The 19,474-nt window shown below is 75.6% G+C and carries 17 protein-coding genes and 1 pseudogene; 13 read left to right on the top strand and 5 right to left on the bottom strand.

Annotated features, from left to right (window positions below; translation table 11 throughout):
• Positions 1–64 precede the first annotated feature (64 nt).
• Positions 65–610, bottom strand: a complete 546-nt coding sequence (locus O7628_RS22065; protein WP_074479406.1) for a plasmid pRiA4b ORF-3 family protein — start codon at positions 608–610, stop codon at positions 65–67.
• A 152-nt stretch (positions 611–762) separates the two neighbouring features.
• Here O7628_RS22065 and O7628_RS22060 point away from each other — a divergent pair.
• Positions 763–1,506, top strand: a pseudogene (locus tag O7628_RS22060) (pyrimidine reductase family protein); the annotation flags it as partial.
• Between the two features lie 204 nt (positions 1,507–1,710).
• Here O7628_RS22060 and O7628_RS22055 read toward each other — a convergent pair.
• On the bottom strand, positions 1,711–3,255 hold the full coding sequence (locus O7628_RS22055) for a M4 family metallopeptidase (RefSeq protein ID WP_278133278.1): 1,545 nt from the start codon (positions 3,253–3,255) through the stop codon (positions 1,711–1,713).
• A gap of 381 nt (positions 3,256–3,636) precedes the next feature.
• On the opposite strand from O7628_RS22055, the gene O7628_RS22050 reads away from it, so the two are divergent.
• The 9 genes from O7628_RS22050 (at position 3,637) to O7628_RS22010 (ending at position 14,597) form a co-directional block, all read left to right on the top strand.
• On the top strand, positions 3,637–5,391 hold the full coding sequence (locus O7628_RS22050; protein WP_074479420.1) for an ATP-binding protein: 1,755 nt from the start codon (positions 3,637–3,639) through the stop codon (positions 5,389–5,391).
• 12 nt (positions 5,392–5,403) lie between these two features.
• A complete protein-coding gene (locus O7628_RS22045) occupies positions 5,404–6,552 on the top strand; it encodes an exonuclease SbcCD subunit D (RefSeq protein WP_278133277.1) in 1,149 nt (382 codons plus the stop codon).
• Positions 6,552–9,026: an SMC family ATPase gene (locus O7628_RS22040; protein ID WP_278133275.1), complete on the top strand. Its 2,475-nt coding sequence runs from the start codon at positions 6,552–6,554 to the stop codon at positions 9,024–9,026. The genes O7628_RS22045 and O7628_RS22040 overlap by 1 nt, the downstream gene beginning before the upstream one ends.
• A 53-nt stretch (positions 9,027–9,079) precedes the next feature.
• Complete coding sequence (locus O7628_RS22035) at positions 9,080–10,051, top strand: hypothetical protein (protein WP_246384509.1); 972 nt, start codon at positions 9,080–9,082, stop codon at positions 10,049–10,051.
• Complete coding sequence (locus O7628_RS22030) at positions 10,051–10,908, top strand: fused MFS/spermidine synthase (protein WP_074479410.1); 858 nt, start codon at positions 10,051–10,053, stop codon at positions 10,906–10,908. Before O7628_RS22035 ends, O7628_RS22030 begins: the two co-directional genes overlap by 1 nt.
• Positions 10,909–10,992: 84 nt before the next feature.
• Positions 10,993–11,691, top strand: coding sequence for a sigma-70 family RNA polymerase sigma factor (locus tag O7628_RS22025; RefSeq protein WP_043962562.1), 699 nt, complete (start codon positions 10,993–10,995; stop codon positions 11,689–11,691).
• Entirely contained in the window at positions 11,688–12,473 is a 786-nt protein-coding gene (locus O7628_RS22020) for a zf-HC2 domain-containing protein (protein ID WP_178063963.1), read from the top strand. Before O7628_RS22025 ends, O7628_RS22020 begins: the two co-directional genes overlap by 4 nt.
• 207 nt (positions 12,474–12,680) lie before the next feature.
• Positions 12,681–13,340 carry a hypothetical protein gene (locus O7628_RS22015; RefSeq protein ID WP_278133268.1) on the top strand — a complete coding sequence of 220 codons (660 nt, stop codon included), beginning with the start codon at positions 12,681–12,683 and terminating at the stop codon, positions 13,338–13,340.
• 339 nt (positions 13,341–13,679) lie between these two features.
• Positions 13,680–14,597 (top strand): DNA-3-methyladenine glycosylase 2 family protein, encoded by a 918-nt coding sequence (locus tag O7628_RS22010; RefSeq protein WP_278133266.1) that lies wholly within the window; start codon positions 13,680–13,682, stop codon positions 14,595–14,597.
• A gap of 57 nt (positions 14,598–14,654) precedes the next feature.
• Here the strand turns inward: O7628_RS22010 and O7628_RS22005 are convergent, their stop codons facing one another.
• Together O7628_RS22005 and O7628_RS22000 are read right to left on the bottom strand one after the other, a co-directional pair.
• Positions 14,655–15,170, bottom strand: coding sequence for a DUF1990 domain-containing protein (locus O7628_RS22005; RefSeq protein WP_278133264.1), 516 nt, complete (start codon positions 15,168–15,170; stop codon positions 14,655–14,657).
• Positions 15,171–15,226: 56 nt separating this feature from the next.
• Complete coding sequence (locus tag O7628_RS22000; protein ID WP_074479416.1) at positions 15,227–15,439, bottom strand: hypothetical protein; 213 nt, start codon at positions 15,437–15,439, stop codon at positions 15,227–15,229.
• 135 nt (positions 15,440–15,574) lie between these two features.
• Here O7628_RS22000 and O7628_RS21995 point away from each other — a divergent pair, with 135 nt between their 5' ends.
• Together O7628_RS21995 and O7628_RS21990 are read left to right on the top strand one after the other, a co-directional pair.
• Positions 15,575–16,687 carry an ATP-dependent DNA ligase gene (locus O7628_RS21995; RefSeq protein ID WP_278133260.1) on the top strand — a complete coding sequence of 371 codons (1,113 nt, stop codon included), beginning with the start codon at positions 15,575–15,577 and terminating at the stop codon, positions 16,685–16,687.
• A gap of 48 nt (positions 16,688–16,735) precedes the next feature.
• Positions 16,736–18,319: an alpha/beta hydrolase gene (locus O7628_RS21990; RefSeq protein WP_278133258.1), complete on the top strand. Its 1,584-nt coding sequence runs from the start codon at positions 16,736–16,738 to the stop codon at positions 18,317–18,319.
• A 33-nt stretch (positions 18,320–18,352) separates the two neighbouring features.
• Here the strand turns inward: O7628_RS21990 and O7628_RS21985 are convergent, their stop codons facing one another.
• The gene (locus O7628_RS21985) at positions 18,353–18,829 is read right to left on the bottom strand and encodes a potassium channel family protein (RefSeq protein ID WP_278133255.1); all 477 of its coding nucleotides are present in this window, start codon (positions 18,827–18,829) and stop codon (positions 18,353–18,355) included.
• 74 nt (positions 18,830–18,903) lie between these two features.
• On the opposite strand from O7628_RS21985, the gene O7628_RS21980 reads away from it, so the two are divergent.
• Positions 18,904–19,356: a GNAT family N-acetyltransferase gene (locus O7628_RS21980; RefSeq protein ID WP_278133253.1), complete on the top strand. Its 453-nt coding sequence runs from the start codon at positions 18,904–18,906 to the stop codon at positions 19,354–19,356.
• The last annotated feature ends 118 nt before the right edge of the window (positions 19,357–19,474 follow it).

The following is a 19,474-nucleotide window of genomic DNA, read 5'->3' as shown; positions in this document are numbered from 1 at the left end:
GAGGAACGTTAAGAAGGGGCCCCTCCACTACAGAAAGCGTTAACAAGGGGCCCTTCCTTGCGCCTCAGCAGAGGTGGCGGAGGAGGGTGGCGGCGCGGGCCGGGTCGAAGGCGTCCGGGTCGTACGACTCGCCGGCCCAGTCGCGCAGCCGCTCGTGCTCGGGGTGGGCGGGGTCGGCGAGCGCCGCCAGCAGCACCTGGTGCCCGGCGGGGCCGCCGACGTCCTCCGGTGGGCAGGCCCGCTCGCCGGCCAGGCAGGTCGGGTACCGCTCGTCCGGGTCGGCGGTGACGGCGTCCTCGACGACGATGTCGTGCTCCCACCAGTCGCCGAAGTCGTAGGTGTAGTGGAGGCGGCTGCCCTTGCCGACGACCGCGTCCAGCCGGACGTCCAGCTCGTCGCGCACGGCCAGTTCCCCGTCCGGGTCGGGCTCGGCGTACTGCGTGCCGTCGATCTCGAAGGAGTGCAGGTGGCAGTCGCGCCAGCCCATCGCGTGCTGCACGACCCGGTGCAGCCGGTCCAGCGTGTATCCGGCGGGGACCAGCACCCGCCGCCAGACGAGGGGGTGGACTCCGACGAGGGACACCTTCAGCTGGAATATCTGACGTGGCATGTGCTGGCCCCTTCCTTCACGACATAGGCTGCCGGCATGATCTGCCGAGCCTGCCGGGAACGGCGGCACGACGAATGCCCGGGCCGGAAGTGGTGCGACTGCCAGCACCGTACCCCCGAACCCACCCCTCCGGTCACGGGTCCGGCCGGCGAATGAGCGCCGGAGCCGCGATTTCCCGCCTCTGGCCGGCCCCGTCGGCGGGCGGCCTGGACGACGCGGAGCTGGCCGCGCTGTACGGCCGGGCGGACCGTCCCCACCTGCGGGTCAACTTCGTGACCAGCGTCGACGGCGCGGTCTCGCTCGACGGTTACTCGGCGGGGCTGTCCGGCGCACCGGACAAGCGGGTCTTCGGCCTGCTGCGGATGCTCTGCGACGGGCTGCTGGTGGCGGCCGGGACGCTGCGGCACGAGGGGTACGGCGCGGTGCGGCTCGACGCGGCGCGCCGGGCCTGGCGGCGCGCGCACGGGCTGGCCGAGTATCCGACCCTGGTGGTGGTCTCCGGCTCGCTGGACCTGGACCCGGCGCAGGCCGCCTTCGCCGACGCGCCGGTGCGCCCGGTGGTGCTCACCCGCGCCGCCGCCGAGGCCCCGCCGGGCCTGGCCGGGGTGGCCGACCTGGTGCGCTGCGGGGACGACAGGGTGGATCTCGCCGCCGGGCTCGCCGCGCTGCGCCGGCGCGGGCTCGGGCAGGTGCTCTGCGAGGGCGGCCCGCACCTGTTCGGCGCGCTCACCGCCGCCGACCTGGTCGATGAGGTCTGCCTCACGGTCGCGCCGCTGCTCGCCGGGGCGGGGCCGGGGCGGATCACCGCCGGTCCCGCCGGCGGGCACCGGGAGCTGCCGCTGCGGCACGTGCTGGCCGCCGCCGACGGCGTGCTGATGCTCCGCTACGCCCGCGAAGCCGAAGCCGAAGCCGACGCCGCCGAAGCCCAAGCCGACGCCGACAGCGAGGCCAACGCCGACAGCGACAGCGACAGCGAGGCCAACGCCAACACCGACACAGCGCCGGCCCCGGCCGCCGCTCCGTAGGCGGGGCGGGGGCGCGGGGCCGGGGCGGTGCCGGCACGGCGGGGACGTCGCCGCCCCCGCCGTGCTCCGGTCAGGTCAGGCGACCTTCACCGCCGTCCAGGCGGCGGCGACGGTCCGGTACTCGACGCTGCTGGCGCCGTACAGGTCGGCGGCGGCCGACAGGGTGGCGGTGCGGGCCCCCGAGTAGTTGGTCCGCGAGGTCATGTAGGTGGTCAGCGCGCGGTACCAGATCGCGCCGGCCTTGGCGTTGCCGATGCCGGTGATGGTGCTGCCGTCGCAGGTGGGGCTGTTGCCGTACGAGGACGAGCCGCTGCCGACGGCGAGCAGGTAGAAGAAGTGGTTGGCCACGCCGGAGGAGTAGTGCACGTCCTTGAAGCGCAGGGTGGTCGACCAGCAGTCGGCCGAGGAGCCGTCCTTCGAGGGCTTGTCCATGTAGCGCAGCGGCGTGCTGCGCAGCTTCTCGCCGATGAGGTAGTCGCCGGGGTCGCTGGCGTTGGCGGCGGAGAACTCCACGAGGGTGCCGAAGATGTCGCTGGTGGCCTCGTTGAGGCCGCCGGACTCACCGCTGTAGACCAGGCCGGCGGTGTTGCTGGTGACGCCGTGGGTCATCTCGTGGCCGGCGACGTCCAGGGAGGTCAGCGGGGCGAAGCCGGAGCCGCCGTCGCCGTACGTCATGCAGAAGCAGGAGTCGCTCCAGAACGCGTTGGCGTAGTTGGTGCTGTAGTGCACCCGGCTGTAGGCGGCCACGCCGTCGTTGCGGATGCCGTTGCGGCCGAACGTGTTCTTGTAGTAGTCCCAGGTGACGGCCGCGCCGTAGTGGGCGTCGGCGGCGGCGGTCTGCCGGTTGGAGGTGGTGCCGTTGCCGAAGACGTTGGTGGCGCTGGCAACGAGGGTGCCGGTGCCGCTGGTGGAGCCGTTCAGGTCGTACGTCTTGTGGCCGCCGCGGGCGCCGTCGGTGAGCTGGTAGGTGCCGCCGGAGGCGGTGGTGCCCAGCGGCACGGTGCCGGAGTGCAGGGTGTTGCCGGTGCCCTCGCGCTGCACGCCCTCCCAGGAGCTGCGGACCCCGCCGGTGGCGGCGTCGACGAGCACGTGCAACTCGCTGGGGGTGCCGTCGGCGTACACGCCGCCGACGACCACCTCGTAGGCGAGGGCGGTGCGCGCGCCGTCGGCGTCGTACACGAGCTGGGTGCCGTCGACGCGGCGGGCGGTGGCGGTGGAGGCGGCGAGGGCGGCGCGGCCGGCGGCGGCCTCGCCGACGGCGGGCCGGGCGGCGCGGTCGGCGCGGCGCGGGGCGGCCGTCAGGGTCTGGCTGGCGCCGCGCCAGGCGCCGCCCTTGCCGAGGTGCACGACCAGGTCGCCGCCGAGCACGGGCAGCCCGTCGAGGTAACGGTGCAGCCGGACGTGCTCGGTGCCGTCGGCGTCGGTCGCGACGTTCTTCAGCGTGAAGCTCTGCCCGTCGCCGGCGAGGGCGTCAGCGGCGTGGGACTTCAGCTGGGTGACGGCGCGGGTGAACGCGTCGGCGGAGGGGGCGGCGGCCGGGGCGGCGACGGCCGCGCCGGGCACGGCGGTGGCCAGCAGCGCGGCCGAGGCCAGGCCCGCCAGGACAGTGGTACGACGCATGAGGCTCCTGCCTTCGATCGACAGCCGGTCGGAAGGGGGTGCCGACCGGCGGTGACCCGGCGGTGGTGGCCGCCGGGCCGGCCCACGGCCCGCAGGTGGCGGGCCGCAGGGGCACCCCGAAACATCGACGTAACGAAGATCCTCGATGGGTGCCGGTGTCATTGTTGCGCCGAGCAACCGGTTCGTGTCACCTCTGCGGCAAGAAATTTTGCGACACCGTGCGCGTTCGGAGGAATGCGACGAGTGATCGCGTACCGGACGAGAGGTGGCGTCCGCCGCGTCGCGTGGCAAGCTGTCACATCCCTGCGGCAGGATGCTCCACGTGTGCCGTGACCGAGACGACCAGCTGACGGGAGCGGGCCGATGACCGAGAGCCTGCCGATCACCGACGACGGGTCCGCCGGCCCCGGCGAGGGGGTCGGCCGCGTGCTCGGCACCGCCGACGCGACCCCGCTGACGTTCTGGACGGCCGTGGCCCCGGGCAGCTACCTCCAGCTCGACGACGTGGTGGTGACCCGCCGCGAGATGCCCGACCGCGAGCCGGTGACCATCGCCGGGGTGGTGACCCAGGTGCGGGCGCGGCACGAGGGCGCCCAGTTCGACTCGGACGTGTTCGCCATCGCCGACGGCACCCTGCCGGCGATGGTGCAGGAGGCCGCCGAGATCACCACCACCCGGGTCGACCCGGAGGTCTACGTCCCGCCGACGCCCGGGGCGGTGGTGCACCGGGCCGAGGGCGACGCGCGGGCCCGCGCGCTGCACTTCGACCGGATGGAGCGGCGGATCCCGATGGGCATGGGCCGCGACGGCGTGCCGGTCTACCTCAACGCCGACTTCCTCGACGGCACCCGGGGCGCGCACGTCTCCATCTCCGGCATCTCCGGGGTGGCCACCAAGACCAGCTTCGCCACGTTCCTGCTCTACTCGGTCTTCCGCTCCGGGGTGCTCGGCGGCGACGCGGTCAACGCCAAGGCGCTGATCTTCAACGTCAAGGGCGAGGACCTGCTGTTCCTCGACCACCCCAACACCCGCCTCGACGACGCCACCCGCGCCGGCTACGCCAGGCTCGGGCTCAGCGCCGGGGCGTTCCCCGACGTGCGGGTCTACGCCCCGCCCCGGGTCGGCGACTCCTCCGGCACCCCCGATGTGAGCAGCCGGCTGACCGGGGTGGACAGCTTCTACTGGACGCTGAGCGAGTTCTGCGCCGACCGCCTCCTGCCCTACGTCTTCGCCGACGCCGACGACGAGCGCCAGCAGTACACGATGGTCGTCCACTCGGTCGCCGCCCACCTGGCCCGCTACGCGCAGCCCGCCGACGGCGGGGTGAGCGTCGACGGGGTGCGCCTGGGTTCCTACACCGACCTGGTCGACCACATCGTCGAGCAGCTCAACGACGACGAGACCCGGGGCGACTGGGCCGGCAGCGCCGTCGGGCTGGGCACGGTCAACGCGTTCGCCCGGCGGCTCATCGGCAGCAAGAAGGACCTGGGGCGGCTGATCCGGGGCGACCTGGCCACCCGCCGCCCGCACAGCATCAACACCAGCGAGTCGGCCCAGGTGACCGTGGTCGACCTGCACAACCTGCCCGACCGGGCGCAGCGGTTCGTGGTCGGCGTGACCCTCAAGAGCGAGTTCGAGCGCAAGGAGAAGGCGGGCACGGCCAAGCCGCTGCTCTTCGTCGTCCTCGACGAGCTCAACAAGTACGCCCCCCGCGAGGGCTCCTCCCCCATCAAGGAGGTGCTGCTCGACATCGCCGAGCGGGGCCGCTCGCTCGGCGTGATCCTGGTCGGCGCGCAGCAGACCGCGAGCGAGGTGGAGCGCCGCATCGTCACCAACTCGGCGATCCGGGTGGTCGGCCGGCTCGACCCGGCCGAGGCGTCCCGCCCGGAATACGGCTTCCTGCCGCCGGCCCAGCGGCAGCGGGCGCTGCTGGCCAAGCCGGGCACGATGTTCGTCAACCAGCCCGACATCCCGGTCCCGCTCTGCCTGGAGTTCCCCTTCCCGGCGTGGGCCACCCGGGTCTCCGAGGCCGGCCGGGCGCCCTCGGAGACGCTACGGTCGATCACCGGGGCCGCCGACCCGTTCGCGGTGGTCGGCTCCGGCGGCGGCACGAGCGACGACGACATCCCGTTCTAGGGGGCACCGGTCATGAAGATCCTGCACACCTCGGACTGGCACGTCGGCAAGGTGCTCAAGGGGCAGTCCCGGGCCGAGGAGCACAAGCAGGTCCTCGCCGGGGTGATCGAGGTCGCCCGCGCCGAGCGCCCCGACCTGGTGATCGTCGCCGGTGACCTCTACGACACGGCCGCGCCCACCCCGGAGGCGACCCGGCTGGTCACCCGGGCGCTGACCGCGCTGCGCCGCACCGGCGCGGACGTGGTGGCCATCGGCGGCAACCACGACAACGGCCAGGCCCTCGACGCGCTGCGGCCGTGGGCCGAGGCCGCCGGCATCACCCTGCGCGGCGGGGTGCGGGACAGCCCCGACGAGCACGTGATCGACGGCACGACGGCCGGCGGCGAACGCTGGCGGGTGGCCGCGCTGCCGTTCCTGTCCCAGCGGTACGCCGTGCGGGCCGTGGAGATGTACGAGCTGACCGCCGCCGAGGCCACCCAGACGTACGCCGACCACCTGGGCCGGGTGCTCGGCCGGCTCACCGAGGGCTTCGCCGAGCCCGACCGGGTGCACCTGGTCACCGCCCACCTGACCGTGGTCGGGGCGGCCACCGGCGGCGGCGAGCGCGACGCGCACACCGTCCTGGGCTACGCGGTGCCGGCGACGGTGTTCCCGGGCACCGCGCACTACGTGGCGCTGGGGCACCTGCACCGGTCGCAGCGGGTGCCGGGGCCCTGCCCGATCCGCTACAGCGGCAGCCCGCTCGCCGTCGACTTCGGCGAGCAGGAGAACGTCCCGTCGGTGACGGTCGTCGAGGTCACCGCGACCAGCGCGGCGCGCATCCGGGAGGTGCCGGTGCCGGCGGCGGTGCCGCTGCGCACGGTGCGGGGCACCCTGGCCCAGCTCGCCGAGATCGCCGCGCCGGAGGGCTGGCTGCGGGTGTTCGTCCGCGAGCAGCCCCGGGCCGGGCTGCGCGAGGAGGTGCAGGAGCTGCTGCCCCGGGCCCTGGAGATCCGGATCGACCCGGAGCTGGTGCCGGCCCCCGGCGGCGGCGCCCGCACCGCCCAGCGGGCCGGCCGTTCGCCCCGCGAGCTGTTCGCCGACTACCTCGACAGCCGGGGGCACGACGACGCCGACGTCCGGGAGCTGTTCGACGAGCTGTTCGAGGAGGTGGACCGCTGATGCGCCCGATGCGGCTGGACATGGCGGGCTTCACCGTCTTCCGCGACGAGACCACCGTCGACTTCACCGACGCCGACTTCTTCGCCCTCGTCGGCCCGACCGGCTCCGGCAAGTCCACGGTGCTGGACGCCATCTGCTTCGCGCTCTACGGCACAGTGCCCCGCTGGGGCGGGACGCGGGGGCTGGGCAACGCGCTCGCCCCGTCCGCCACCGAGGCGCGGGTGCGGCTGGTCTTCGAGTCCGCCGGGGACCGCTACGTGGCGACCCGGGTGGTGCGCCGCGACGGCCGGGGCAACGTGAAGACCGCCAACGCCGGGTTGCAGCTCATGCCGGCCGGGTTCGACGTGACCAAACTGGACACCGGGCTCAGCCCGGAGGACCTGGGCGAGGTGGTCGCCGGCACCCCGGCCGAGATGGACCGGGCGGTGCTGGAGGCGGTGGGGCTGCCGTACGAGCAGTTCACCAGCTGCGTGGTGCTGCCGCAGGGGCAGTTCGCCGACTTCCTGCACGCCAGGCCGGCGACCCGGCAGCAGATCCTGGTGAACCTGCTCGGCCTCGGCGTCTACGAGGAGGTGCAGCGGCGGGCCACCGAGCGGGCCGGGCAGGCCGAAGCCAAGCTGGAGGCGGTCGACCGGATCCTCGGCGGGCTCGCCGACGTCGACGACGCGGCGCTGGCCGGGGCGCAGGAGCAGGTCGGGCGGGCGCACGGGCTGGCCGAGGCGGTGGCGGCGGCCGTACCGGAGCGGGACCTGGCCCGGGCGGCGGCGCGGGACGCGCACGCGGCCCTGGCCGCCCTCGACGCCGAGCTGGCCGTGCTCGACGCGGTGCGTGCGCCCGGCGGGGTGGCCGAGGTGGCCCGGGCGGTGGCCGACGCGCGGGCCGGCGTCGGCGAGGCCGCGGGCGCGGTGGCGCTGGCCGAGGAGCGCGAGGAGAAACTGCGCGGCGAGCTGGCCGGCGCGGGCGACGAGAGCGCGCTGCGGCTGCTGCTGAAGGCGCACGCCGACCGGGACCGGCTCGCCGGGCAGGCCGGGTCGGTGGCCACGGCGGTGACGGCCGCGCAGGCCGAGCACGACGCGGCGGTCGCCGCGCTGGAGGCGGGGCGGGCGGCGGCGCAGCGGGCCGAGGCGGAGCTGGACGCGGCGTTCCGCGCGCACGAGGAGGCCAAGGCCACCGATCAGGCGGTGGCGCTGCGGGCGCACCTGGTCGACGGGGCGGCCTGCCCCGTCTGCGAGCAGGTGGTGGCCCGGGTACCGGCGGTGCCGGCGGGTTCGGCGGTGGCGCGGGCCACCGCCGCCGGGAAGGCGGCGCGGGCGGCCGTGCAGGCGGCCCAGCGGGTGGTGCAGGAGCGCGACGCGGCGGCCCGCGACGTGGAGCGGGTGCTGCTGCGGGCCCGCGCCGAGCACGACCAGTTGCGGGGCCGGCTGGCCGAGCTGGACGACCAGCTCGCCGGTGCCGCCACCCCAGCGGCGCTGCGGCACGACCTGGCCGAGCACGCCCGGCTGCGCAGGGCCCTCGACGACGCGGCGGGCGCGGTGCGGGCAGGGCGCGACGCCGCCCGGCGGGCCCGGGGGGCCCTCGACGCGGCCGAGGAGCGGCTGCGCGGCGCGTGGCGGGACTTCGACGCGACCCGCGACGGGCTGGCCCGGTTCGGCCCGCCGGCCGCCGACCGGGACGACGTCGCCGCGGCCTGGGCGGCGCTGACCGCGTGGGCGGGCGGGGAGGCGGCGCGGCGGCGCGCGGACCGGGCGGGGCTGGCCGGGGCGGTCGCCGACGCGGAGGCCGCCGTGACGGCCGTGCAGGAGCGCATCGCGGAGATCTTCGCCGCCGCCGGGCTCGCCGTCGACGACGACCCGGTCCGGGCGGCGACCGTCGCCGTGGAGCGCGCCGAGGCCGCCCACCGGCGGCTGGTGGAGCGCCGGGAGCAGGCCGCCGAGCTGGCGGAGCAGCGGGCCGGGCACGAGCGGCAGGCCCGGGTGGCGCGGGCGCTGGCCGGGCACCTGCGGGCCAACAACTTCGAGCGCTGGCTGCTGGCCGAGGCGCTGGACCTGCTGGTCGACGGCGCGTCGGGGATCCTGCGCGAGCTGTCGGGCGGGCAGTACGACCTGGTCCACGACAAGGGCGAGTTCTTCGTCGTCGACCACCACGACGCCGGGCTGCGGCGCGGGGTGCGCACGCTCAGCGGCGGGGAGACGTTCCAGGCGTCGCTGGCGTTGGCGCTGGCGCTGTCGGAGCAGCTCGCCGGGTTGTCCACCACGGCGGCGAGCCTGGAGTCGATCGTGCTGGACGAGGGGTTCGGCACTCTCGACGCGGCGACCCTGGACACGGTGGCGGCCACCCTGGAGAGCCTGGCCGCCCGGGGCGACCGGATGGTCGGCGTGGTCACCCACGTGCCGGCGCTGGCCGAGCGCATCCCGGTCCGGTTCGAGGTCCGCAAGGACGCCCGCACCGCCCGGGTGGAACGGACCGGCCTGTGACGGGCCCGGGCGGCGGGGGCCCGGCCGGCTGGGGGCCGGGCGGGGGCGGCCCGGTGGGCGAGGCCCCGGAGCTGTTCGTCGACGCCTGGGACCCGGGCTACGGCGCGTCCTTCGAGGCGGTGCCGGGCGGGCCGGCGACGCCGAGCCGCCAGCAGGTCGACGCCGAGGTGGAGCTGCCGGCGGTGGACTGGCGGGCCATCGACGTCCGGGCCGGCGTCCGCGCCCCGGACGTGGTGCTGCTGGTCGACGGCGTGCGCCGGATCGACGCGAGCGTGTGGACGGCGGAGGCCGACGGGGCGTCGTTCCCGGGGGTGGCCGCCTCCTACGCCGCCGGGGTGGTCCGCTGCGACCTGGAGCGCGGCGCGGCCCGGCTGGCCGGCGCCCAGGTGCGGCGGGGGCTGTTCACGGCCAGCCCGTCGGCGCGGGAGGTGCGCGCCGGCACGGTGCGCTACCCGGTGCACCGGGTCGGCGGCACCGGCGAGCTCAACAAGCTCCAGGCGGCCGTGCAGGGGCCGCTGACCGCGCTGGAGGTGGAGGTCTCCGGTGCGGCCCGGGTCGACGGGGACCTGCTGGTCGTCGACGGCCCGCTGCGCAGCCGCCGGCAGCTGCCCCGCACCCTGGGTTACGTCAAGACCCAGCACAGCCAGTATCTCGACGCCCGGCTGACGGCCGTGGTGACCGGGCTGCGCCCCGGCCAGCGGTCCCCGGTGTTCCGGCTCGTCACTGCCTGGGGTGGCTACTCCTGGTATCTGCGGCTGCCCGTCTCCGGCGGCGCGCCCTGGGCCGGCATCGTGCGGGTGGAGTGCTCGGCCGAGCTGGCCGAGGCCGAGGCGTTCGCGCTGGCCGACCTGTCGCTGGTCACGCTGCCCCGGTTCGCGTCCACCCCGTACAAGGACCCGCGCGCCCCGCAGAACCTCGTCCCGATCGCCGGCCTGGAGCGCCGCCTGCGGGCGCTGCTCGGCGACGCCCGCCTGCTGCACCGGGCGCTGACCGCCGCGGCCCGGGGCCGCGGCCCCCGCGTCTGATGGGCCGCCGCCGGGGCGCCGACCGGGTGACCGCGCGGGTCGACACCGGCGAGGCCGAGCTGGTCCCGGACCCCGACCGGCCGCGCTCGTTCACCCTGCTGCTCGACGGCGCGCCGCAGTCGCACGTGGATCTCGCCGACCCCACCCACCTGGAGTTCGAGTACGTCCGGCGGCTCGCCGCCGCCCTCGACCTGATCGCACCGGCGGGCGCGCCGCTGCGGGTGCTGCACCTCGGCGGCGGGGCCCTGACCCTGCCCCGCTACGTGCGGGCCACCCGCCCCGGCTCCACCCAGCGGGTGTGCGAGGTGGACGCCGCCCTGGTGGACCTGGTCCGCCGGGAGCTGCCCTGGCCGGCCGACCCCCGGCTGCGGGTGCGGGTCGCCGACGCGCGGGCCGCCCTGGAGTCCACCCGCGACGCCGGCTACGACGTGGTGGTCGCCGACGTCTTCGCGGGCGCCCGCACCCCGGCGCACCTGACCAGCGTGGAATACCTGGCCGAGGTGGCCCGGGTGCTGGCCCCCGGCGGCTGGTACCTGGCGAACGTCGCCGACGGGCCGCCGCTGCGGCACGCCCGCGCTCAGGTCGCCACGGTCCGCGCGGTGCTGCCCCGGGCCTGCCTGGTCGGCGACGCGGCGGTGCTGCGCGGCCGGCGCTACGGCAACCTGGTGCTGGTCGCCGGCCGGGTGGAGCCGCCGGTGCCGGAGCTGACCCGGCGGGCGGCCGGGGACTGGTTCCCGGGCCGGGTGCTGGCCGGCGACGAGCTGGACCGGTTCGCCGGCGGGGCCGCCGTGGTGCGCGACGCCGACGCCACCGACTCCACTCCGCCCCCGCCGGGAATTTTTTCGGTGCGCCGTTGATCCGCTGGCCCGTCCCGTGCGTATCACCGGGCGGCCATGCCCGGTGGGGGTCGGGCTGATGTCATCGGACACCCGGAGGTCTGCATGCATGCGGTGGCGGCCGGCTGGCACGGCGACGCGGTGAGGGTGGACTGGATGTCCGCCCGCGCCCAGCCGCAGTCCCGCGCGTCGAGGTCGACCCGAGGGGTCGACGTACGCCCGGCCGATGGCCAGAATGGCCCGGTGTCTCCGCGATCGGCACCCGGGCGGCACCAGGCGGTGTCCACTGAGACCAGCCACTCGGACCAGTTGATCCGGCTGCTCTACGCGGAGCACGCCGGGCCGCTGCTGGCGTTCGTGATGCGGCTCACCGGCGGGGACCGGCAGCGCGCCGAGGACATCGTGCAGGAGACGCTGCTGCGGGCCTGGCGCAACGCCCACCGCCTCGGCGCGCAGGGACAGGGCTCGCTGCGGCCCTGGCTGGTGACGGTGGCCCGGCGGATCGCCATCGACGAGCACCGCAGCGAACAGGCCCGCCCGGCGGAGACGTACGACCGGGACCTGACGGCCTTCGCCGAGTCGGACAGCACCGACCGGGTGCTGCGCACCATGACGGTGGCCGACGCGCTGCGTACGCTGAGTCAGTCGCACCGGGAGATCCTGGTGGCGACCTACTTCCGGGGCCGGACGGTGCCGGAGGCGGCCGAGGAGCTGGGCCTGCCGCTCGGCACCGCCAAGTCACGGGTCTACTACGCCCTGCGCGCGCTGCGCACGGCCCTGCAGGAGAGGGGGGTGACGGAATGAGCCGGGCAGATCACATGGACGTCGCCGCGTACGCGCTGGGCGTGCTGGACGAGCACGACACCGAGCGGTTCGAGGAGCACCTCGCCACGTGCTGGGCGTGCGCCGCGGAGCTGGAGACGATGGTTCCCGTGGTGGGGCTGCTCTCCGACATCGACGGCGAGACGATGACGGCCCTGGAGCAGACCGCCACCGACCCGGCCCTGCTCGACCGGACGCTTGTCGCGATGCGGACGCACCGGCGGCGGACCCGGTTCCGGCAGCTGCTGGCCAGCGCCGCCGCCGTGGCGGTGTTCGGCGGGCTCACCGGGGTCGGCATCGCCAGCGTCGCCGGCGGCGACGCCCCGCCGCGGATCGGCGCGCAGCCGACGGCGCCCACGACGCTCGACGGCACGCCGAGCCCGGGGAAGAGCACCGACCCGAACGACCCGGGCACCGGCGGCAACGAGCAGGAGGGCGAGCCGTTCACGGCCGTCGACGCGTCCACCGGCGTGCAGCTCAACATGTGGCTGATCTCGAAGGACTTCGGCACCCGGATCGACTTCCAGCTCAAGCGGCTGCCGGGGCCGCGCACCTGCCGGCTGATGGTGGTGCGCAAGAACGACACGACGGAGGTCCTGTCGACCTGGTCGGTGCCCGGGGGCGGCTACGGCACCACCACCAATCCGCTGCCGCTGGAGCTGAGCGGGGCCACGTCCGTGCCGAAGGACGACATCGCCAAGGTGCTGGTGCAGTCGGTGGACACCAACGGGGTGGCCAGCCCGCTCGTGCAGGTGCCGATGTAACACGCGGTTCCGAAATCGGCGTCGGTCGCTGTCGCGGCCGGCGCCTTTTCGGCGTTTCCGCAGGCCGTCGAGGGGTTGTCCGGCGGTACGCGCGGCGGCCGGAAATGGTTCAACCGAGATAAGTGAAATTGACCACTGTTATTCGTTCATCCTTGACAGCCGACCGCTCCGTACTAACCGGCGAACTGCTAAGAATGAGGAGGGCACGTGGCACAGCTGAAGCGGACCGTCATCGTCGCAAGCGCCATGGTCGCACTTACGGCCTGCGCTCCCGCAGGCTACAACGGGGCGAACTCGGGCGCGGCCGAGCCGGTCGCAGTGGCCGCGGCCGAGCCCACCGCGGCAGTGGAACCGGAGGCCTCGGCCTCCCCCGACGCGGCGGCCACCACCGCCGCCCCGGACGCCGCGCCGCCGGCCGACGTCGAGCTGACCGACCAGCTCGTCGGCAAGAAGGTGGCCCGGATGGGCAAGGTGGTCACCGACGAGGAGGGCTGGGTCCTCTACCGGTTCGACAAGGACTCCGACGACCCGCCCGCGTCGAACTGCGTGGACAAGTGCGCCGAGGTGTGGCCGCCCGCGCTGACCGACGGCAGCCCGCAGCTCACCGGCGTCTCCGACGACAAGGTCGGCACCATCACCCGGCAGGACGGCACCCGGCAGATCACGCTGGGCGGCTGGCCGCTGTACCGCTACATCGGCGACAAGAAGCCGGGCCAGTGGAAGGGCCAGGGCGTCGGCGGCACCTGGTTCGTCGCCCAGCCCGACGGCAAGAAGAACCTCGAATGCCTGCCGACCGGCACCCCGAAGGCGGTCGCCCCGCCGTCGTCCAGCGACGCGGGCGCGGCGGACTCCAGCTACTCGTACTGACGGACCCGGTGGTCGGTCGCGGCCGGGGAGGGCACGACCGACCACCGCCGTGAACCGGACCGGCGTACCGGCAACGCCGCGTCCCGGCCGCGGCGCCGGCCCCCGACAGGGACGGCCGGCGCCGCGATCGCCGGACCTCCCGGAGCGGAGGAGGGCGGCGGGCGCGCTGACGCCAGCAACCGCGCCCGCCGAGGTCCCCCACCCGCACCCCGCGGCCGACTCCGGCCGCTCCGCTCCGGCAAGGAGGCACCGCCGACGTTCCCCACGTCGGCGGTGCCGCTCTTTGTCCGCCGCGCTCCCCCGCGCCCCGCCGGAGCAGGGCCGTGGCAGAGTGACGGCGTGCGCGAACCCTCCGCCCGCCGGGCGCTGCGCCCGCCCGCCGGCTACCGGCTGGCCGCGTCGGTCCGGCCGCTCACCTTCAGCACGTACGACCCGTGCGCCCGCATCGCCGCCGGCGCCTTCTGGTGGGCGGCCCGCACCCCCGCCGGCCCCGCCACCCTCGCGCTGCGCCCGGCCGGCGTCGGGGAGCTGCTCGCCGAGGGGTACGGCCCGGGGGCCGACTGGGTCGTCGAGCGGGCCGACGCCGTCGCCGGGCTCCGCGACGACCTCACCGGGTTCGCCGAGCGGGCCGCCGCGCACCCGGTGGTGGCCCGGCTCGCCGCGCGCCACGCCGGGCTGCGGATGCCGGCCACCGGCCAGGTCTTCGCCCGGGTGCTGCGGGCGGTCCTGGAGCAGAAGGTCACCGGCACGGAGGCCTACCGGGCGTACGCGGCGACCGTGCGCCACTTCGGCGAGCCGGCCCCCGGGCCGATGCAGCCGCTGCTGCTCCCGCCCGACCCGGCGGCGGTGGCCGCCGCGCCGTACTGGGTGTTCCACCCGTTCGGGGTGGAGCAGAAGCGCGCCGACACGCTGCGCCGGGCCGCCGCCGAGGCCGCGCGGCTGGAGCGCTGCGCCGACGCCGCCGAGGCGACCCGCCGGCTGACCGCCGTGCCCGGCATCGGGGCGTGGACGGCCGCCGAGGTGGTGCGGATCGCGTACGGCGACCCGGACGCGGTCAGCGTCGGCGACTACCACGTGCCGAACACGGTGGCCTGGGCCCTGGCCGGCGAGCCTCGCGGCGACGACGCCCGGATGCTGGCGCTGCTGGAGCCGTTCCGGGGGCACCGGGGGCGGGTGTGCGTGCTGCTCGCCGCCGGGGGCGTGCAGGCACCGAGGTACGGCCCGAGGATGCCGATCCGCTCGTTCGCCCGCTACTGAGCCGATTGCCAGCCAAAGGTGGCGGGCCGGTCAGGCGGGCGCGGCGGCTCGGGGCGGTCAGGCGGGCGGGTTCGGGCGGGCGCAGAGGCGGCGCAGGGTGCGGCCCAGCCACCAGGCGTACCCCCGTTGGAAGGCCCGGCCGGCGGGCCCGGCGGCGCGCATGAACCAGCGGTCCGGCCGGCTGAACGCGCGCACCTCGAACCAGACGGCGCCGGAGTCGTCGCGCTCCACCACGAACGCCTCCTCGCCCCGCGCCGGGTGGCCGGGCAGCGTGCCGTACCCGAAGCCGGCCCGGCGGTCGTCGTCGGCCGCCCAGACCACCTGGCACGGCGCGGCCAGCCGCAACGGGCCGACGCCCAGCCGGGAGACGACGGTGACCCCGGGTGCGGCGCGGGGCGCGGTGGCGTCGATCCGGACGCCGGCGGCCCGGTGCAGCCGCCAGCCCAGCACCGCCGCGCCGGCCGCCTCGAAGGACCCGGCGGGCAGCGGCACCCGGTGCCGGACGTGCCGCCACCCGGCCGGCAGCTCACCGGCGCGGGTCGCGCCGGGGTGCGGGTAGGTCAGCTCGGGCACGGCGGCCTCCTCGCGTGGGACACCCGCCAGGGTACGGCCGCGGGGCGGGGCGGCGGTCAGGCGGCCTCGTGCAGGTCGGCCAGGGTGAGCGGGGTGCGGCGGCGCAGCAGCTCCGCCAGCTCGGCGACCGTGCCCACCTCGCCGAGCACGTCCTTGCCGCCGCCGAAACGGGCCGGGTAACGGCGCACCAGGCGGTACCGGTAGCGCCCGTGGATCAGCTCGACGCTGACCCGCCAGCGTCCGCAGCACCCGCAGACCCACTCCCGCACCCGGCGAAGGTAGCTCTGAGCTGGGCGAACGCCATCCGGTCGCGCGGGCGGGGACGGGACGCGCGGGGACACACCCGCCCATCACCGCCGGTGATCCGGCTCACGACTGTCGGTGGCGTCTGGTTGACTGTCGCCGTGGACCTGCCGATCAACCCACCGGTCGAACCGATGCTGGCCAAGGCCGTCTCCCGGCTGCCCACCGACCCCGGCACGACCTACGAGCCGAAGTGGGACGGCTTCCGCTGCATCGTCTTCCGCGACGGCGACGAGGTGGAGCTGGCCAGCCGGGGCGGCAAGACGATGACGCGCTACTTCCCCGAGGTGGTCGAGCAGGCGCTGCGGCAGCTCCCCGCGCGCTGCGCCGTCGACGGCGAGCTGATCGTGATCCGCCGGGACGGCCCGGACGGGCAGCCCCGGCTCGACTTCGAGCTGCTCGCCCAGCGCATCCACCCCGCCGCGTCGCGGGTGAAGCTGCTGGCCGAGACGACCCCGGCCGACTTCGTCGCCTTCGACCTGCTCGCCATCGACGACGAGCTGCTGACCGCCCAGCCCTACCCGCAGCGCCGGGCCCGGCTGGAGCAGGCGCTTTCCGGGGTGCGCCCGCCGGTGCACGTCACCCAGGTCACCACCGATCCCGAGACGGCCCGCCGCTGGTTCGACGTGTTCGAGGGCGCCGGGCTCGACGGGCTGATCGCCAAGCCGGCCGACCTGCCCTACGAGCCGGGCAAGCGGCTGATGGCCAAGGTCAAGCACGCCCGCACCGCCGACGTGGTGGTGGCCGGTTTCCGCTGGCACAAGACCGGCCCGGTGGTCGGCTCGCTGCTGCTCGGCCTCTACGACGACGACGGCGTGCTCCACCACATCGGGGTCAGCTCCTCGTTCACCGCCGCCCGCCGCAGGGAGCTGCTGGACGAGCTGGCCCCCTACCGGGAGGTCGGCCCCGACCACCCGTGGGCGCACGGCGACCACGAGCGCGGCCAGCGCATCCCCGGCGGGGTGAGCCGGTGGACGGGCACGAAGAACCTGGAGTGGGAGCCGCTGCGCCCCGAGCTGGTGGCCGAGGTGGGCTACGACGCGATGGAGGGCGACCGGCTGCGGCACACCGCCCGGTTCGTCCGCTGGCGGCCCGACCGGGAGCCCCGGTCCTGCGGCTACGACCAGCTCGACCGCCCGATCCGCTACGACGTCGACCAGGTCCTGCGCGGCGATCCGGCGGCGACGGCCGAGCCCACGCCGGGCCGGGCGTAGCCTGAGGCGTCGACACGACCGGTCGACACGAGCACGAGAGGCGCGCCGGTGACCCGTACACCCGACCGGATCCGCCGGGCCCGGCTGGCCCTCGCCGGGCTCGTCGCCACGGCCCTGGTCGCCGCCGGCTGCACGCTGCCCGCGTTCGCCCCGCGCACCGAGGGCGCGGGCGAGGCAGCCCCGCCGGGCACGGCCCCGACCTGGCGGGCCTGCCCCGAGGTGGCCGACGAGCTGGTGGGCCGGCGCGCGCCCGACATGCGCTACGACTGCGCCCGCATCGCCGTGCCGCGCAACTGGGGCACCGGCGGCGGCGCGACGGCCGGGCCGGGCGCCGGGGAGACCTTCGAGATCGCCCTGCTGCGGGCCCGCTCGACGAAGCAGCGCGACCGGATCGGCTCGCTGGTGATCAACCCGGGCGGTCCGGGCGGCTCCGGCGTGGACACGGCCGTCTACCTCTCCTTCGGCCCGGCGTTCGGCGGCCTGCCCCCGTCGGTCACCGAACGGTTCGACATCGTCGGCTTCGACCCGCGGGGGGTGGCCCGGTCCAGCCCCGTGAAGTGCATCTCCGACGCCGACCTCGACGCCAGCTTCGGCTACGACCCCGACCCGGAGTCCACGGCGTCGTTCGACGGCTTCGTGGCGCTCAACGAGCGGATCGGGCGCGGCTGCGGCGACAAGTACGGCGACCAGCTCCCGCTCTTCGGCACCGAGCAGGCCGCCCGCGACATGGACGCCGTGCGCGCGGCCGTCGGCGACGAGAAGCTGACCTACCTCGGCTACTCCTACGGCACCCTGCTCGGCGCGACGTACGCGCAGCTCTACCCGCAGCGGGTGCGGGCCCTGGTGCTCGACGGCGCGGTCGACCCCACGCAGGACCTGGTGGCCGGCTCGGAGGGCCAGGCGAAGGGCTTCGAGCGGGCGTTCGACAACTTCACCCGGTGGTGCGCGGCCAACGCCGGGCGTTGCCCGCTCGCCCCGGACGCGCGCGCGGCGGTGACGTCGGCGATCGACAAGGCGAAGGTCTCCCCCGTGCGGACGGCCGACGGCCGGGAGGCCACCTCCGGCTGGGTCTTCTACGCGGTCATCTCCTCGCTCTACACCGAGTCGGGCTGGCAGGAGCTGGCCCACGCCATCGAGCGGCTGGACGACGGCGACCCGGGCGAGGTGTTCCGGCTGGCCGACGCGTACGCCGGCCGCGACGCCGACGGGAAATACTCCAACCTGTTCGACGCCAACCTCGCCGTCAACTGCACCGACGCGGCCGAGAAGCCGAGCGTGCAGCGCATCCGCGAGCTCCAGGCGCAGTGGCGGCAGACCTATCCGCTGTTCGGCCCGGCGCTCGCCGTCGGCATGCTCGGCTGCGCCGAGTGGCCCGGAGGGCGGGACCCGTACCCGACGGGGAAGGCGGCCGGCGCGCCGCCGATCGTGGTGGTGGGCACCACCGGCGACCCGGCGACGCCCTACGAGCAGACGGCGACGCTGGCCTCGATGCTGGGCGTGGGTCGGGTGCTGACCTGGGAGGGCGAGGGGCACACGGCCTACCCGCAGACGAGCTGCGTGACCGACGCGGTGGACGCGTACCTGATCTCGTTGACGGTGCCCCGGGAGGGGCTGCGCTGCCCGGCCCGGTGAGGGCGCGCCGCCCGGCCCGCGCGGCGGGACGGCTCACCTACGGGTTCTGCGGGCGCGGCGGACACCCGGCGGCGGGGGCGGCGGCGGCTCCGGCGGCAGGGTGATCCCCTGCCGCGCCGCCAGTTCCTCCAGCAGGGCCCGCATCCGCCGCACGTCGGCCTTCAGCTCCTCCTGCTCGTCGTGCTCGAAGGCGTCGTCGTCCACGATCAACTGGCTGGCGAAGTGCGCGGTGATCAGCGGGATGACCAGCAGCACCATGGTCGAGATGAGCAGCGCCGCGAGGGCCCGGCCGGCCCCCGTGGTCGGGGAGATGTCGCCGTAGCCGACGGTGGAGGCCGTGACCACCGCCCACCAGACCGAGTCGGTGGCGCTCTTGTGCTCCACGTGGCTGTAGATCACCCCGGCCACCACGATCATCAGCAGGTACGACGTGATGAGCGTCCGGGGCGAGTTGGCGAACCACACGAGCCCCCGGTAGACCCAACGGAACGGCAGCAGCAGGACGTCCATGCCGCATCATGCTGCCCGGTCCCGGCAAGCCGCGGCCGAGACATCGTCGGCTGCCGTTGTGTCAGGCTGACGCCATGCCCACAGTGATCCTCCGCGAGGCGGTCCGGGCCGACCTGCCGGCCATCCTCGCCCTGCTCGCCGACGACGTGCTGGGACGGACCCGCGACGTCGGCGAGGTCGACGACGCGTACGAGCGGGCCTTCGCGGACATCTCCGCCGACCCGCGCAACCATCTCGTGGTGGCCGACGACGGCGGGGTGGTCGTGGGCTGCCTCCAGATCACCTACATCCCCGGCCTCGGCCGGCACGGCGCCGAGCGGTGCCTCGTCGAGGCGGTGCGGGTGCGCTCCGACCGCCGGGGGCAGGGGCTGGGCGGGGAGATGATCCGCTGGGCGATCGACCAGGCGAGGCAGCGCGGCTGTGGGCTGGTGCAGCTCACCACGGACAAGTCCCGCACCGACGCCCACCGCTTCTACCTGGCCCTGGGCTTCCAGCCCACCCACGAGGGCATGAAACTCCCCCTCTGACAGTCCCCCCTCCCCACCCCCTCCCCCTCTCTCCCCCACCCCCTCCCCCTCTCTCCCCCACCCCCTCTCCCCCGCGATCTTGCACTTCGGGCCCCGACAAATGAGACGAAAGCCCCAC

It is taken from the genome of Micromonospora sp. WMMD956 (assembly GCF_029626125.1).
In the GTDB taxonomy this organism is placed as follows: Bacteria; Actinomycetota; Actinomycetes; order Mycobacteriales; family Micromonosporaceae; genus Micromonospora; species Micromonospora carbonacea.
The sequence above is the reverse complement of the archived record's forward strand: the minus strand, read 5'-3'. Positions and strand labels throughout refer to the sequence as shown.

Bases quoted from the DNA above. Each gene is read 5' to 3' on its own strand.
- O7628_RS22065 (WP_074479406.1), bottom strand. From the start codon at position 610: ATGCCACGTCAGATATTCCAGCTGAAGGTGTCCCTCGTCGGAGTCCAC.
- O7628_RS22055 (WP_278133278.1), bottom strand. From the start codon at position 3,255: ATGCGTCGTACCACTGTCCTGGCGGGCCTGGCCTCGGCCGCGCTGCTG.
- O7628_RS22045 (WP_278133277.1), top strand. From the start codon at position 5,404: ATGAAGATCCTGCACACCTCGGACTGGCACGTCGGCAAGGTGCTCAAG.
- O7628_RS22040 (WP_278133275.1), top strand. From the start codon at position 6,552: ATGCGCCCGATGCGGCTGGACATGGCGGGCTTCACCGTCTTCCGCGAC.
- O7628_RS22030 (WP_074479410.1), top strand. From the start codon at position 10,051: ATGGGCCGCCGCCGGGGCGCCGACCGGGTGACCGCGCGGGTCGACACC.
- O7628_RS22025 (WP_043962562.1), top strand. From the start codon at position 10,993: ATGCATGCGGTGGCGGCCGGCTGGCACGGCGACGCGGTGAGGGTGGAC.
- O7628_RS22020 (WP_178063963.1), top strand. From the start codon at position 11,688: ATGAGCCGGGCAGATCACATGGACGTCGCCGCGTACGCGCTGGGCGTG.
- O7628_RS21985 (WP_278133255.1), bottom strand. From the start codon at position 18,829: ATGGACGTCCTGCTGCTGCCGTTCCGTTGGGTCTACCGGGGGCTCGTG.
- O7628_RS21980 (WP_278133253.1), top strand. From the start codon at position 18,904: ATGCCCACAGTGATCCTCCGCGAGGCGGTCCGGGCCGACCTGCCGGCC.